We start from the raw sequence: 13,801 nt of genomic DNA on the forward strand, positions 1-13,801 counted from the left end.
GTGCCGACTGGCATTGCCCTTACTTAATCAACGTTGAAAAGCCGATTTTTCTGTGCGTAGAATGGTCGTTCGTGTTGTTAAAATAAAGAAACATTATGCAAGCCACCACCATCACTCCCACGCTCGATGCCGAAGCGGAAGCGCCACCCGTAAACTCACGCAACAAAGTGATTGTTGCGTCGCTGATTGGCACCGCCATCGAATTTTTCGATTTTTATATCTATGCCACTGCCGCGGTGCTAGTTTTCCCGCACATTTTCTTCCCGCAGGGCGATCCGACTGCCGCAACGCTACAGTCGTTGGCCACCTTTGCGATTGCCTTTGTAGCCCGCCCTATTGGCTCGGCGGTGTTCGGTCACTTCGGCGACCGTGTCGGACGTAAAGTCACGCTGGTCGCTTCTCTGCTGACCATGGGGATTTCAACCGTTCTGATTGGACTGTTACCGACCTACGAAACCATTGGTATTTTTGCACCAATTCTTCTGGCACTGGCACGCTTCGGTCAGGGTCTGGGACTGGGCGGTGAATGGGGTGGCGCGGCGCTGCTAGCGACGGAGAATGCCCCATCCCATAAACGTGCGCTGTATGGGTCGTTCCCCCAGCTTGGCGCACCGATTGGCTTCTTCTTCGCAAACGGCACCTTCCTGCTGTTATCCTGGCTGCTGACGGAAGAGCAGTTCATGAGTTGGGGCTGGCGCGTACCGTTCGTCGCATCCGCCGCGCTGGTGCTGGTTGGCCTGTATGTTCGTATCTCTCTGCATGAAGCCCCGGTCTTTACCAAAGCGGTCAAAGCTGGCAAACAGGTGCGTATGCCGCTGGGAACGTTGCTTAGCAAACATATGAAAGTCACGATCCTCGGCACCTTCATCATGCTGGCGACCTACACGCTGTTCTACATCATGACCGTTTATTCCATGACGTACGGCACTTCGCCTGTGCCTAAAGGGCTTGGCTTCTCACGTAACAGTTTCCTGTTGATGCTGATGATCGCGGTGATCGGCTTTGGTCTGATGGTGCCGGTTGCAGGCTATCTGGCAGATGCCTTTGGCCGCCGTAAGACCATGATTACCATTACTTGCCTCATGATCGTCTTTGCCATGCTGTTCCCTTATATGCTTGGTTCAGGCAATCAGGCGCTGGTGATGGGCTTCCTGGTGCTGGGTCTGAGTATCATGGGACTGACGTTCGGCCCGATGGGTGCCTTGCTGCCAGAGCTGTTTCCGACAGAAGTACGCTACACCGGCGCGTCATTCTCCTATAACGTCTCGTCGATTCTGGGTGCATCAGTCGCACCGTACATCGCAGCGTGGTTGACGGCCAACTACGGCCTGTTCTACGTCGGCGTTTATCTGGCGGCCATGGCGTCACTGACGCTGATTGCGCTGCTGGCGACCAGAGAAACACGTCACCAGTCTTTGGGATAAATGTCCCTTCAGTGAGGGCCACGGCCCTCACTGCACCTTTCCTTACGCCAGTTCTCCTTTTAGAATACCGACATCCGGCGGCATCATTCGCCTGTCACATACTCTCTGTGACCTAAAGCGAACACGCTCTTCTTGATAAAAATTGTTTATAAAGAACTGAATATGAAAATCGGTCTGTTTTACGGCTCAAGCACCTGCTACACCGAAATGGCGGCGGAAAAAATTCGCGACATTCTGGGCGAAGAACTGGTGGATCTGCACAACCTTAAGGATGTCGAACCTCAACGTATGGAAGACTACAGTACGCTGATTCTCGGCATCCCAACCTGGGATTTCGGTGAGATTCAGGAAGACTGGGAGAACATCTGGGGTCAATTAGCGACGCTAAACCTCAAAGGAAAAGTCGTGGCGCTCTACGGTATGGGCGACCAGCTTGGTTACAGCGAATGGTTCCTTGATGCGTTGGGCATGCTACATGACCAACTGCTGCCGCTGGGTGTCACATTCGTTGGATACTGGCCGACAGAAGGCTATGACTTCATCAGTCCAAAACCGCTGGCCGCTGACGGTAAACACTTTGTCGGGCTGGCGCTGGACGAAGTGAACCAATACGATCTCAGCGATGAACGGTTAGAGCAGTGGTGCGAACAGATCCTGCAAGAAATGGCGTCACTACTGTAAACAGTAAGACTCAACAGAGGTAAGCACGATGAAAATGTTACTCATAGCGGTCGCAGGATTGTTGCTTGCCGGTTGTGCTCAAACAGATACGCAGGAATACGCCAGAAATCTGGGCGGTAAATGCGATGTGCCGCAATATTACGCTATCGATTTCTCAAGGTTTGATGAAACTGCGCAGCAAATCGCGCACGCAACGGGCTGTGGCATCATCACCGATACCACGCTGACTGGCGCGATTAAGCCGCATCCCGTCAAAGGCTATCTGACCAGACGGGAAGCGGTGTTTATGGCGATTCAGGGAACGTCGTTGAAGGTGACCCAGCAGGAACCGGATACGATTACCGTTGAGTAATACGTTCACGGATACCTTACCGGTATCCGCATCCGTTGAAGTGGCTTAGCGCTTTTGTAACCAGCGGGTACGCGCGGCGGTATCAAGGAAACTCCACGCAACAAAGCGGCTTTGCTTCTGGCCTTGCGCCATATCAATGGTTCTGACCTTTTCCGCGTCAACCGCTTCCAGCGCGCGATAAATCTCCGGCAGGTTCTCTTTGCGTGACACCAGCGACGTAAACCACAGGCACTGGCGGGCAAAACCGGCACTCTCCTTGATCATCTGGCCAATGAAAGCTGACTCGCCGCCCTCACACCACAGCTCATCCTGCTGGCCGCCAAAATTCAGCGGTGAGCGTTTATCCAGCCCCAGGTTATGCAGTTTGCGCTGCGATCCCTGACGCGCATCCTCAGCGGAGGCGTGGAATGGCGGATTACACATGACCGCATCAAACGTCTCGTTCTTGTGAATAATCCCTGCGAGTATCGCTGTGCTGCTTTTCTGACGGCGCAGGCGAATCGCTCGGTTCAAACCGGGATTAGCCTCAATCGTCTGGTTGGCCGCTTTCATCGCTATCGGATTAATTTCGCTGCCGGTAAAACGCCAGCCGTATTCACGATACCCAATCAGCGGATAAATGCAGTTGGCGCCGCAGCCGATATCCAGCACGGACGCCTCTCGCGGCACCACCGAGTGGTTATCTTCCGCCAGCAAATCAGCCAGATGGTGAATGTAGTCGGCACGGCCAGGAATCGGTGGGCACAAAAAGCCGTCTGGAATTTCCCAATGTTCAATCTGATAAAAATGCTGTAACAGCGCCTGATTCAGCGTTTTCACCGCTTCGGGATTAGCAAAATCCACTGACTCATCGCCGTAGGCGTTCACCGTGACAAACGGGACAAGCGCGGGATAGCTCTGTTTGAGCGTGGGAAAATCATAACGGTCGCGATGGCGATTACGAGGATGCAGACCATTTTTTTGCACTGCGGGCTTAGTCATCAGTTATATCCAATCAATTTCAAAGTACGGCCAGACGATGACCCAATAAAGCCTATGTTCAACACACCGCTATCTCGCCCAGTTTTTCTGCTGCAAAAGAAGCTGACGCAGATGACGCCATTCGTCATCGCCCATGCTGTCCGATGCCAGCCACAGCTGCTGTCTGTCTTTACCGTTCACTGCCTGCAATGACAGCAATACGCCATTTTTCAGCAACCACGGTCGTTTAACGATCTGCCATTCCTGCTGCCGCCAGTTCAGGGTCGTTTCGCTGAGCAAAACGATTTCCCCCTGCCGGGATTTGATATTCCTTTGGCTACGGATAAAACCGAACATCACCATCGTGACCAGGCATAGCCACAGCCATGCATAGCCGTCCGGCCACGGCGCCAGAAGAATGAGCAATACTAATAGGCCATGCACAATCAATGAAAGCAGTTGCATACGCCAGGAAACGCGAAGATCACATTGCCACTGGGCCACGATCTTTATTTCGCGTTTGAATAAGAGAAATCATGCGTTTCAGCTCTCCGTCTTTCGGCTCGCCGTGGTTCATCAGCCAGTTGAATAAATCGGGATCATCGCTTTGTAACAGGCGCACAAAGGTGCGCTTATCGCTGTCACTGAGTGTGTCGTAGTCATGCTCAAAAAACGGCATGATCGCGATATCCAACTCACGCATACCCCGGCGGCATGCCCAATGAATGCGTGATTTATTATCGATTTCCATGTTTCATGTCCACCTTGTTATCGCAACTTGCCGCTAGTGTACTCCGATTCCGGTAGCGGGTATCAACTAATAGTAACATTTTGACATAGTTTACCCGCGTGCGCCGTGCCGAGCGCGCCGATCGGTATCAGGATGTGCTATGCAATAACGCTGCGTGAATAACCACTTGCAAACCCTGAGCGCTCTTTTACCATTAAGCCATTCGGGTATCGCCCTTAGCGCAGGATTGTACTATATGGTTAACCAACATACGGCTCATCAGCTTCCTTTTGCATCACAACCCCCATTGGCTTCCGCTCAGTTGGCTCCCACGCTCATCTCGCTGGATGACTGGGCGCTGGCCACGATGGTCGGGCCGGATACCGTCAAATACCTTCAGGGACAGGTCACCGCAGATGTCAGCGCACTCGCTGACGATCGGCACATCCTTTGCGCCCACTGCGACGCGAAAGGGAAAATGTGGAGCAACCTGCGCCTGTTCCATCACGGCGAAGGCTTTGCTTTTATTGAACGTCGTAACCTACGTGACGCCCAACTTAGCGAACTGAAAAAATACGCCGTTTTCTCGAAAACCACCATCGCACCGGACGACAATGCTGTACTGCTTGGTGCGGCAGGGGCGGGCATCCGCGAACTGCTGGCCTCTGCATTTAGCCAGCTTCCAGACGCCGATCACCCTGTTGTTCAGCACGCAGGGGCAACCTTACTGCATTTTGCCCATCCCGCAGAACGTTTCCTGCTGGTGCTGTCTCCTGAACAAAGCGCTTCGCTGCTTGAGCAGCTCGGCGATAAAGTCAGCCTGAATGACAGCCGCCAATGGTTGACGCTGGATATCGAAGCAGGTCAGCCCATCATTGACAGCGCAAACAGCGCGCAGTTCATCCCGCAAGCGACTAATTTACAGGCATTAAATGGGATTAGCTTCAGCAAAGGGTGCTATACCGGTCAGGAAATGGTCGCTCGGGCAAAATATCGTGGGGCGAACAAGCGTGCGCTTTACTGGCTGGCGGGTAAGGCCAATCAGGTGCCGCAAGCGGGGGACGATCTCGAATTGCAGCTCGGCGAGAATTGGCGTCGTACCGGTACGGTGTTGGCGGCTAGCCAATTGCAGAACGGCGAGGTGTGGGTACAGGCGGTGCTGAATAACGATCTCACCGCAGAGAACGTCCTGCGCGTACGTGAAGATGCCGACAGCCAGATCACCGTTCAGCCTCTGCCGTATGAAATAACGGATTAATTCGGCGGGTGACATCGCGCATGAACCAAACGGGTTCATGCGCTTTACACAGGCTTAAATATAAAGATAAATCGCCAGAAAGTGGCAGACGCTCCCACCCAATACAAACCCGTGCCAAATCGCGTGATTATAAGGAATACGCTTGCAGGCGTAGAAAATCACCCCCAGCGTGTACACCACGCCGCCGACTGCCAGCAGCGTCACACTCCCTGGCGCCAGTTTCATCACCATCTGATAAATCACCACCAGCGACAGCCAGCCCATCACCAGATAGGTAATCAATGACAGCACTTCAAAACGGTGGGCAAACGCCAGTTTGAAGATCACACCCAGCAGCGCCATCCCCCAGATAACAACCATCAGACCATGCGCCAGCGGTGAATCCAGCCCCACCAGCAAAAACGGCGTATAGGTTCCGGCAATCAACAGATAGATGGCGCAGTGGTCGAATTTTTTCAGCCACGGCTTAATACGCTGAGACGGTATCGCGTGATACAGCGTCGACGCCAAAAATAGCAGGATAATACTGCCGCCATAGAGGCTGTAGCTGGTAATCGCCACGCTGCCGGCGTCATTGTTGACCGCCTGAACCAGCAATAAAACCAGACCCACAATCCCGAAAATCACACCGATTCCATGGCTTATGCTATTCGCAATTTCCTCTGCCAGAGAGTAATCCGGCATCTGTGCATTTTTTGACATCAATAGATTCCGCAATATTCGGCAACGATACACATTTCACATCATCATGCGCTGGCGTTATCCGCCTTACCTTTCCCGGTTTCATGCAAGGAAAGCTAGCGCAGGTGTTTAACCTTTGAGCAGAGTAACTGAGAATAGTTTCAGTGTACACGTGTAAGCTAAAATAATTATTCTCCCATAACCTCTCTGACTTAACGTGTAATCATGCATGTCAATCTCGGGCAACATCCCCTACAATGATCGACCTTGATATCTCCCTGTTTTTTGAAGGGCTCTGCCGTTTTTACCGGTTATTCGCATCAACGGTCATCCGGTTCTGACGCTCACAGCGCCTTCCCGTGGTTTTCACTACATCACGTTTTCATTGCATGATTTTTACTGCATCGTTTTCACTGCAAGAGGTAAGCTTTTCATGTCATCTTCCCCATCCACTCTGAATTTCGGCTCCATGACCGATGTTTTCGGCTTTCTGATAGAAATCGATAAATTAAAAAGTGTGCAGCGCCGTAACAAAATCATCGGCAGCGAACGTCACGAAGACTCTGCCGAACACAGCTGGCATTTCGCCGTCGCCGCGATGGCGCTGGCACCTTATGCGGGTGAAGGCGTGGATATTCAGCGCGTGATCCAAATGGCCCTGATTCACGACATCGTCGAAATCGATGCAGGCGATGTGATCGTTTACGATCTTTCCGCCCGTCTGGCGATTCACGATCAGGAAGTCGCCGCCGCCGCCCGCATTTTTGGCCTGTTGCCGGAGCCGCAGCGCCAGCAATTCCACGATCTGTGGGAAGAGTACGAAGCCAATGAAACGCCCAGCGCCCAATTCGCTATGGTGCTCGACCGCGTTATGCCGATGCTGATGAACCTGTCGAATGCGGGTCAAAGCTGGGTGGAAAACGGTATTCGTCTGGAACAGGTTCTTGAGCGGGCGGAGTTCATTGCCGCGATCAACCCAGAGCTGTGGCAATACCTGAAACAGCATCTGGAAGAGGCCAAAGCCAAAGGGTGGTTGCTATAATTCGGTTTTCCCGCTAGCCGGGCATCCACGTCAGGAGAGGGTGATGTCTTTAAAAACAATCGCGAATAACCTGGGTTTGTCCGTAGCAGCGGTGAGCCGTGCTCTGAACGGCCATCGGGATATCTCCGATGCCACGCGCCAGCGTATTCAGGAAGAAGCGGAGCGTATCGGCTATCGGCCCAATACCCATGCGCGTCGCCTGAAAATGGGTAAAAGCAACGCCGTCGGGCTGGTCTACCCCTACGCCTCTTCTCTGAGTAACGATATCTTTTTTGAGATGATTGGCGCGATCAGCCACAAGCTGGCACAGCATGAGGTCGATTTTCTCCTGCTGGCCGACGAGCAAGATGCCTGTCAGGGTGCTGCCCGGCTGATCGCCAGCCACCGCATTGATGCGTTGATTGTGGCGCATACGTGCGAACAGGATGCACGACTGGCGCTATTGCAACGCCACAACGCGCCTTTTCTGGCGCTGGGGCGCAGCCAACTCCCCCACCCTTACGCCTGGTTCGATTTTGACAACCGTGAGGGCATGGCGCTGGCGACCGAACACCTGATCGCGCTCGGCCATCGCCGTATCGCTATTTTAACTGAAGACCATCCACAGGCGTTCATCATGCAGCGTCGTCAGGGCTATCGCGATGCGCTACAACGCCACAACCTGCCGTTTCACGATGCCTATCTGTGCTGTGTCAGCCCCACGCGCCGTGCAGGATATCAGGCCATGATCGACCTTCTGGCGCTGCCTGAACCGCCAACGGCGATAGTGATGGATGGCAATGTGCACGGCGACGGTGCCGTTGCCGCGTTACAGCAGGCAGGCCGGCTTTCTGGTTCTCATCCCATCGCTCTCGTGATGTACGATGGCCTGCCGCAGGACAGCCTGACCGACCTCAACGTGACTGCGATAGAACAGGCCACGCGCGAGCAGGTTGGTGAACAGATTGCCAGCATGACGCTGGCGCTTATCGCAGGCGAAGCCGTAGAAAATTTGCAGGTGTTATGGCAACCGACGTTACGCATCGGTAAGACGAGCTTTCCCGCCTAATCTATTCCGCCCTCTTCCACCTTTTATAAAGACATCAGTTGGTTTATTGACACCAGCCGCCAGCGAGATATTCTTCACATCTTCATCGCAACCTTTCTCTCTTCCTTAACGATTATTTTAACAAAATCACATTTCTTAAACGTTTAAGTTGATGGCTTAAACGTTTAAGTTCTCACTCAGAGGAACTAATCAAGTTGTAATTGGGAGCCTTCCTCATGATGCGTGATCTTGTTCAATTAACCAGCGCGCGGTGCGATGTCATCGTACGTTGCTCCCCGGCGGCGGAAATTCTCTACTGGGGGCCACGGTTACGTGGTTTTTCGCCAGAGGATATTGTTTCTCTGCAACGTCCCGTGGCGAATGGTCGTCTGGATGTGGATCTTCCTCTGACGCTGGCGATGGAATACGGACGTGGTCAGTTCGGTTCACCGGGGATTGAAGGGCACCGCTCAGGTTATGACGCCGCGCCGATCTTCACGACAACGCAGGCTGACGTTCAGGGCAATACGCTAACCATCACGGCAGAAGATACCCTGGCAGGACTGCGTCTCACCAGCGAACTGCGTCTGGATCCGCAGACCGATGTGCTGCAACTGCGCCACACGCTACAGAATCTGCGTGCTGATGTCTGGCAAGTACAGCGTCTGGCCGTCACGCTCCCCGTCCCGGAACGGGCGAGCGACGTCATGGCGTTTCACGGCCGCTGGCTACGTGAGTTTCAGACTCACCGTCTCACGTTGCAGCACGGCGGCTTTATTCAGGAAAGCCGTCGGGGAAGAAGTTCCCACGAATATTTCCCCGCGTTTATCCTCGGTGAACCCGCGTTCAACGAGCAACATGGCTCAGTATGGGGCGTGCATTTAGGCTGGAGCGGTAACCACCGCCTGCGTGCCGATATCAAAACAGACGGACGCCGCGTTATGCAGGCGGAAGCCCTGTATCTGCCGGGCGAAATCACGCTGATGCAGTCGGAATCTCTCACTACACCGTGGGTCTACGCGGCTTTCTCAGATAGCGGCTTGAACGGCATGAGCCAGCGCTATCACGCCTTCCTGCGTCAGTCCCTCATCCAATTCTGTGGTGATAAGCCACGTCCGGTGCACCTCAATACGTGGGAAGGAATCTATTTCGATCACGACCCTGAATACATCATGCAGATGGCGAGCAAGGCCGCCGACGTCGGCGTGGAGCGCTTTATTATTGATGACGGCTGGTTCCGTGGGCGTCACCACGACCGAGCCGCGCTCGGCGACTGGTATCTCGACGAGGAAAAATACCCGAACGGGCTGATGCCAGTCATCGAGCATGTCAAAGCACTGGGGATGGAATTCGGCATTTGGGTCGAACCGGAGATGATCAACCCCGATTCCGACCTGTTCCGCGCCCATCCCGACTGGGTGCTGCAATTGCCCGGCTACGCACAGCCTACGGGACGCTATCAGTACGTGCTGAATTTAAATCAGCCCGATGCTTTCACTTACCTGCTGGAGCGGCTGAGCTGGCTGCTGGGCGAACATCCTGTCGATTATGTGAAATGGGATATGAACCGTGAGCTGGTGCAGCCCGGTCATGAAGGGCGGCTGGCCGCCGATACGCAAACCCGACAGTTCTATCGTCTGCTCGATACCCTGCGCCAACGCTTTCCTCATGTTGAGTTTGAATCCTGCGCGTCCGGCGGTGGTCGTATCGACTACGGCGTGCTGGAACGCACCCAGCGGTTCTGGGTGTCGGATAACAACGACGCGCTGGAACGCCAGACCATTCAACGCGGCATGAGTTACTTCTTTCCGCCCGAGGTGATGGGGCAACACATCGGGCATGCACGGTGCCATGCCACATATCGACGTCACACCATCGCCTTCCGCGGCCTGACCGCCCTGTTCGGCCATATGGGCATCGAGCTGGATCCTGTAAAGGCCGATGACGGCGAGCTGGAAGGCTATCGTCACTACATCCAGTTGCATAAAACCCTGCGTCCGCTGCTGCACAGCGGCACCACCTGGCGGGTCGACATGGCGGACGATACGGTGCAGGCCACTGGCGTGGTAAGCCACGATCGGCAGCACGCTGTTTTTCAGGTAGCGCAGCTGCGTATGCCGGAGTATTCACTGGCGGGCACGCTTCGCTTCCCCGGCCTGCAGCCCGACGTTCGCTATGAAGTCACACTGCTGGATGGCCCGGAAATCAAAACGGTGCGCGAAGGCGGCGGTACAATGCGCGAGCTCCCGCCCTGGTTACGCCAGCCAATCGTGGTTTCGGGAGATTGGCTAATGCAGGCCGGACTTGCCCTCCCCGTTCTGACGCCGGAGACCGCCATTCTGATCGGGCTTTCCGCGGTGACGGATACCGCTGGCAGCTAGCTTTTTCCCGCCCCGTTGAGCCAGTATCAACGGGGCGAGATGCCCTTATTTCACGTCCCGCAGCGCGGTTTTATCCACATAAGGCTTCATGATGCCGTCCGCCTCTTTTTGTGCAGCGGCAGCGGCATCATCAACCTTTTTCGCCGGATCGTTTAGCAGCGCCGCCAGCTGATTTTCCATCGCTTTACGCACCGCGACCGTCTCATAGGTTGCATACCACGGATGGGCATATTGCAGCTGTGACAGCGCAATCGCCGCACGCGGATCTTTCGCCAGATAATCCTTCATTTCCGGCAAATCATAGGCCGCCATACGCGGCGCGAAGTAGCCGGTAAAACGGCTCCAGTTGCCGCTAACTTCCGGGCTGACCAGATAGTTCATGAACTGCCAGGCCGCTTTCTTCTGCTCTTCGGAAATCCCTTTGAAGCTCACCAGACTCGCCCCGCCGATGGTCACGCCGCGACGCTCTTTTTCCGGCATCATCGCCACACCCAACTGAAAATCTTTGGTATTTTCGCGCATAAAGCCCAGCGCACCGGTGCTCAGCATCGTCATACCCAATTTACCGGAGAAAAACGCGGCGCTGATCTGTTTGGAGTTCAGCACGCCAGCCGGCATCACTTTGTCGCGGTACACCAAATCACGCCAGAACTGGAGCGCACCTTTGGTCGATGCCGTGTTGTAATAGACTTCGCCTGGGTAGTCAGCATTGTAATACGCCCCGCCGTTAGCACGCGTCAACGCAGACAGCATCCAGCCGCCGTAGTCATCATTCGTGGACGGAATCATGATGCCCCACTGCCCCTTCGCCGGATCGGTCAGCTTTTTCGCGACCGCAACCACCTCATCCCAGTTTTTCGGCGGTTCGTTAAAGCCCGCCTTCTTCAGCATGTCTTCGTTGTAATAGAGGATCGGCGTCGAGTTATGGAATGGGATCGCGTAGGTCACTCCCATCACCTGCGCATTCTGGTGCAGCGCAGGCCAGAAATTTTTGGTCAGGAAAGGCGTGGCTTTTTCGTTGCCGTATTTGAACAGTTCATCCATCGGCAGGATTTCATCTTTGATGACCAGATCGGCGGTGAAGTTGGCCGACATGATCACCAGCGCTGGCGGATCGCCCGCTTTGGCGGCAGCTTCCGCTTTCACTTTGGTCGTGTCGTAATTGCCGGTGAAGATCCCGCGCACTTCAACCTGATCCTGCGATTGGTTGTACTCTTTGATGATGCGCGTCATTTCCATCGTCAGCTTGCCATCAACCGGTGCGGGGAACATAAAATCAATATTCTGTTTTGCCAACGCCGAGCCAGACATCAGCAAGGTGATTGCCAGCGCCATCATACGAGGCTTACGCATGTCTTTTCTCCTGGGATAAATTACGGGCGGTTTGCCCGGAAAACCAATGACAATCCTGCGGTGAAAAATGAAGCACAACGGACGCGCCAACATCCGGCACGCCATCGCGATTTGGCCGACGGTAGCGAATATTGCCCAACGGCGTATCCACATGTATCAGATACTCCGCGCCAAACAGCTCCCGCTGCTTCACCGTTCCCGGCAATGACAACTCGCCGTCTGACGCGGCGTGTTCGGTAATATGCTCAGGGCGAATCCCTAGCAGCACATGGGTTAATGAATGCGTTTCGTCACTGGCAGGCAGCGCCATGGGCAGCGTCTGTAAAATCGCGTGGCCGTCGGTGCAGGGCAGTGTTACGAGGTTCATCGCGGGCGTACCGATAAATCCGGCGACAAAGACGTTAGCCGGATGCGAATACAGCTGCTCCGGTGTGCCGACCTGTTGCAAGACTCCGCGATCGAGCACGGCGATCCTGTCAGCCATCGTCATCGCCTCAATCTGATCGTGCGTGACGTAAACGGTGGTCGTTTTCAACTGCCGATGCAGATCCATAATGCCGTCCCGCACATCGCTGCGCAGACGGGCATCGAGATTCGACAGCGGCTCATCCATCAGAAATAAATGCGGATCGCGTACGATCGCCCGCGCCATCGCCACACGCTGCCGCTGGCCGCCGGACAGTTTTCCCGGTTTGCGTTTCAGTAGTGGCTCAAGCTGAAGCAGGCTGGCAACGCGCTGCACACGCTGTGGATAGTCCGCTTTCGGCTCACCGCGCATCCGCATCCCGAACGTGATGTTCTGCTCGACCGTCAGGTGCGGAAACAACGCATAGTTCTGGAAAATCATCGAGAAATTGCGCTGCTTCGGGCTCCACGTCGTAATGTCGTCATCACCCAGCAGAATTTGCCCGTCACTCACCTCTTCCAGTCCGGCCAGCATGCGCAGCAGCGTACTTTTGCCACAGCCAGACGGCCCGACCAGCACCAGAAATTCGCCGTCAGCAATATCCAGCGACAGCGATGCCAGCGCCTGCGTATGCTCGAAGCGTTTGCTGATATTACGTAACTGAATCACGGCCATTACGCATCCACCGGACAGCTGATTCGCGGATCGTAGAGGTAAGGCCCGGAGTTCGAGGCGATCGACTGGCTATAGCTCACTAGCCCGGTGACCGGCACATAGCGGTGCATCACTACGCTGGCAGGCTCCAGGTTGTAGTACGACGTGTCGTCATAGTAGAAATATGGCACCTGATGGACAGTGCCCGGTACAGTGGCAATAATCGCCTGCCGATGCTGCGTCATAATCAAACGGTGCGTATGGCCGCAGAAGATCCGCGTAAGCTGCGGGAAACGTTCGATCAGCGTCAGCAACTCGCTCCCATTTTCGCAGGCGATCCGATCCATATGCGCCGATCCCAACGGCAGCGGCGGATGGTGCATGAAGATCGCCGTTTCGCGCGTGCTGTGCTCTTGCAATTGCTGCTCCAGCCAGCCCAGCGTGGACGGCGTCAGCCAGCCTTTCGCCTGCCCGGCCAGACTGGTGTCAATGAACAGCAGGCGCATCGGGAAGTCATCTACCGCATAGCGGATATTTTCGGGATCATCGCCCAATTGCGGGCAAAGTGGACGCATCGCGTTGAGAAAATGCTGTTTGTCATCATGGTTGCCCGGGATCACGTACATCGGGTAATCCAGCATCTGCAACACGCGTTGTGCCACTTGATACTCCTGCGGGCTTCCGCAGTTGACGATATCGCCGCTAATCACCACCGCGTCCGGCCGCTCGCTCAGCGCGTTGAGCTGATTAATGACTTTGGCATTTTCCCCGTTAATATCAATAAATTCATAGAGCTTGCGCCCCTCACTGCGAAAATGCAGATCGGAAATCTGTGCCAACAACATAACCACC

General features: G+C 54.7%; 14 protein-coding genes. 7 read left to right on the forward strand and 7 right to left on the reverse strand.

The window, feature by feature from the left end:
* Nucleotides 1-95: 95 nt before the first annotated feature.
* The 3 genes from I2D83_RS18445 (at nucleotide 96) to I2D83_RS18455 (ending at nucleotide 2,457) form a co-directional block, all read left to right on the forward strand.
* Nucleotides 96-1,424, forward strand: coding sequence for an MFS transporter (locus I2D83_RS18445; protein ID WP_012773346.1), 1,329 nt, complete (start codon nucleotides 96-98; stop codon nucleotides 1,422-1,424).
* A 162-nt stretch (nucleotides 1,425-1,586) separates the two neighbouring features.
* Nucleotides 1,587-2,105, forward strand: coding sequence for a flavodoxin FldB (fldB, locus tag I2D83_RS18450; protein WP_012773344.1), 519 nt, complete (start codon nucleotides 1,587-1,589; stop codon nucleotides 2,103-2,105).
* Between the two features lie 28 nt (nucleotides 2,106-2,133).
* The gene (locus tag I2D83_RS18455) at nucleotides 2,134-2,457 is read left to right on the forward strand and encodes a hypothetical protein (RefSeq protein WP_180777498.1); all 324 of its coding nucleotides are present in this window, start codon (nucleotides 2,134-2,136) and stop codon (nucleotides 2,455-2,457) included.
* 45 nt (nucleotides 2,458-2,502) lie between these two features.
* Here I2D83_RS18455 and rlmF read toward each other — a convergent pair whose 3' ends face one another.
* The 3 genes from rlmF to sdhE form a co-directional block, all read right to left on the reverse strand.
* Nucleotides 2,503-3,438 (reverse strand): 23S rRNA (adenine(1618)-N(6))-methyltransferase RlmF, encoded by a 936-nt coding sequence (gene rlmF / locus I2D83_RS18460; RefSeq protein WP_205947072.1) that lies wholly within the window; start codon nucleotides 3,436-3,438, stop codon nucleotides 2,503-2,505.
* A 69-nt stretch (nucleotides 3,439-3,507) separates the two neighbouring features.
* Nucleotides 3,508-3,882 carry a protein YgfX gene (locus I2D83_RS18465; protein WP_043881709.1) on the reverse strand — a complete coding sequence of 125 codons (375 nt, stop codon included), beginning with the start codon at nucleotides 3,880-3,882 and terminating at the stop codon, nucleotides 3,508-3,510.
* Between the two features lie 19 nt (nucleotides 3,883-3,901).
* Nucleotides 3,902-4,168 (reverse strand): FAD assembly factor SdhE, encoded by a 267-nt coding sequence (sdhE, locus tag I2D83_RS18470; protein WP_012773340.1) that lies wholly within the window; start codon nucleotides 4,166-4,168, stop codon nucleotides 3,902-3,904.
* Between the two features lie 235 nt (nucleotides 4,169-4,403).
* Between sdhE and ygfZ the strand changes: the two genes are divergently transcribed.
* The gene (gene ygfZ, locus I2D83_RS18475; RefSeq protein ID WP_205947073.1) at nucleotides 4,404-5,405 is read left to right on the forward strand and encodes a tRNA-modifying protein YgfZ; all 1,002 of its coding nucleotides are present in this window, start codon (nucleotides 4,404-4,406) and stop codon (nucleotides 5,403-5,405) included.
* Between the two features lie 54 nt (nucleotides 5,406-5,459).
* Here the strand turns inward: ygfZ and trhA are convergent, their stop codons facing one another.
* Nucleotides 5,460-6,107 carry a PAQR family membrane homeostasis protein TrhA gene (gene trhA / locus I2D83_RS18480; RefSeq protein WP_012773338.1) on the reverse strand — a complete coding sequence of 216 codons (648 nt, stop codon included), beginning with the start codon at nucleotides 6,105-6,107 and terminating at the stop codon, nucleotides 5,460-5,462.
* Between the two features lie 412 nt (nucleotides 6,108-6,519).
* On the opposite strand from trhA, the gene I2D83_RS18485 reads away from it, so the two are divergent.
* The 3 genes from I2D83_RS18485 to I2D83_RS18495 all read left to right on the forward strand — a co-directional run bounded on the left by I2D83_RS18485 (nucleotide 6,520) and on the right by I2D83_RS18495 (nucleotide 10,536).
* The gene (locus I2D83_RS18485; protein WP_181829659.1) at nucleotides 6,520-7,128 is read left to right on the forward strand and encodes an HD domain-containing protein; all 609 of its coding nucleotides are present in this window, start codon (nucleotides 6,520-6,522) and stop codon (nucleotides 7,126-7,128) included.
* Between the two features lie 43 nt (nucleotides 7,129-7,171).
* Entirely contained in the window at nucleotides 7,172-8,176 is a 1,005-nt protein-coding gene (locus I2D83_RS18490; RefSeq protein WP_205947074.1) for a LacI family DNA-binding transcriptional regulator, read from the forward strand.
* A 215-nt stretch (nucleotides 8,177-8,391) separates the two neighbouring features.
* Complete coding sequence (locus I2D83_RS18495; RefSeq protein WP_205947075.1) at nucleotides 8,392-10,536, forward strand: alpha-galactosidase; 2,145 nt, start codon at nucleotides 8,392-8,394, stop codon at nucleotides 10,534-10,536.
* A 45-nt stretch (nucleotides 10,537-10,581) separates the two neighbouring features.
* On the opposite strand, the gene I2D83_RS18500 is transcribed toward I2D83_RS18495, so the two are convergent.
* Genes I2D83_RS18500 through I2D83_RS18510 form a run of 3 tightly spaced genes read right to left on the reverse strand, consistent with a single transcriptional unit; the run spans nucleotide 10,582 to nucleotide 13,794 of the window.
* Complete coding sequence (locus tag I2D83_RS18500; protein WP_012773333.1) at nucleotides 10,582-11,889, reverse strand: ABC transporter substrate-binding protein; 1,308 nt, start codon at nucleotides 11,887-11,889, stop codon at nucleotides 10,582-10,584.
* A complete protein-coding gene (locus I2D83_RS18505) occupies nucleotides 11,882-12,970 on the reverse strand; it encodes an ABC transporter ATP-binding protein (protein ID WP_205947076.1) in 1,089 nt (362 codons plus the stop codon). Before I2D83_RS18505 ends, I2D83_RS18500 begins: the two co-directional genes overlap by 8 nt.
* Complete coding sequence (locus I2D83_RS18510; RefSeq protein WP_012773331.1) at nucleotides 12,970-13,794, reverse strand: phosphodiesterase; 825 nt, start codon at nucleotides 13,792-13,794, stop codon at nucleotides 12,970-12,972. Before I2D83_RS18510 ends, I2D83_RS18505 begins: the two co-directional genes overlap by 1 nt.
* Nucleotides 13,795-13,801 lie beyond the last annotated feature (7 nt).

This window comes from Pectobacterium aroidearum, from assembly GCF_015689195.1.
GTDB lineage: Bacteria > Pseudomonadota > Gammaproteobacteria > Enterobacterales > Enterobacteriaceae > Pectobacterium > Pectobacterium aroidearum.

Bases quoted from the DNA above. Each gene is read 5' to 3' on its own strand.
- I2D83_RS18445 (WP_012773346.1), top strand. From the start codon at position 96: ATGCAAGCCACCACCATCACTCCCACGCTCGATGCCGAAGCGGAAGCG.
- fldB (WP_012773344.1), top strand. From the start codon at position 1,587: ATGAAAATCGGTCTGTTTTACGGCTCAAGCACCTGCTACACCGAAATG.
- I2D83_RS18455 (WP_180777498.1), top strand. From the start codon at position 2,134: ATGAAAATGTTACTCATAGCGGTCGCAGGATTGTTGCTTGCCGGTTGT.
- rlmF (WP_205947072.1), bottom strand. From the start codon at position 3,438: ATGACTAAGCCCGCAGTGCAAAAAAATGGTCTGCATCCTCGTAATCGC.
- I2D83_RS18465 (WP_043881709.1), bottom strand. From the start codon at position 3,882: ATGCAACTGCTTTCATTGATTGTGCATGGCCTATTAGTATTGCTCATT.
- sdhE (WP_012773340.1), bottom strand. From the start codon at position 4,168: ATGGAAATCGATAATAAATCACGCATTCATTGGGCATGCCGCCGGGGT.
- ygfZ (WP_205947073.1), top strand. From the start codon at position 4,404: ATGGTTAACCAACATACGGCTCATCAGCTTCCTTTTGCATCACAACCC.
- trhA (WP_012773338.1), bottom strand. From the start codon at position 6,107: ATGTCAAAAAATGCACAGATGCCGGATTACTCTCTGGCAGAGGAAATT.
- I2D83_RS18485 (WP_181829659.1), top strand. From the start codon at position 6,520: ATGTCATCTTCCCCATCCACTCTGAATTTCGGCTCCATGACCGATGTT.
- I2D83_RS18490 (WP_205947074.1), top strand. From the start codon at position 7,172: ATGTCTTTAAAAACAATCGCGAATAACCTGGGTTTGTCCGTAGCAGCG.
- I2D83_RS18495 (WP_205947075.1), top strand. From the start codon at position 8,392: ATGATGCGTGATCTTGTTCAATTAACCAGCGCGCGGTGCGATGTCATC.
- I2D83_RS18500 (WP_012773333.1), bottom strand. From the start codon at position 11,889: ATGCGTAAGCCTCGTATGATGGCGCTGGCAATCACCTTGCTGATGTCT.
- I2D83_RS18505 (WP_205947076.1), bottom strand. From the start codon at position 12,970: ATGGCCGTGATTCAGTTACGTAATATCAGCAAACGCTTCGAGCATACG.
- I2D83_RS18510 (WP_012773331.1), bottom strand. From the start codon at position 13,794: ATGTTGTTGGCACAGATTTCCGATCTGCATTTTCGCAGTGAGGGGCGC.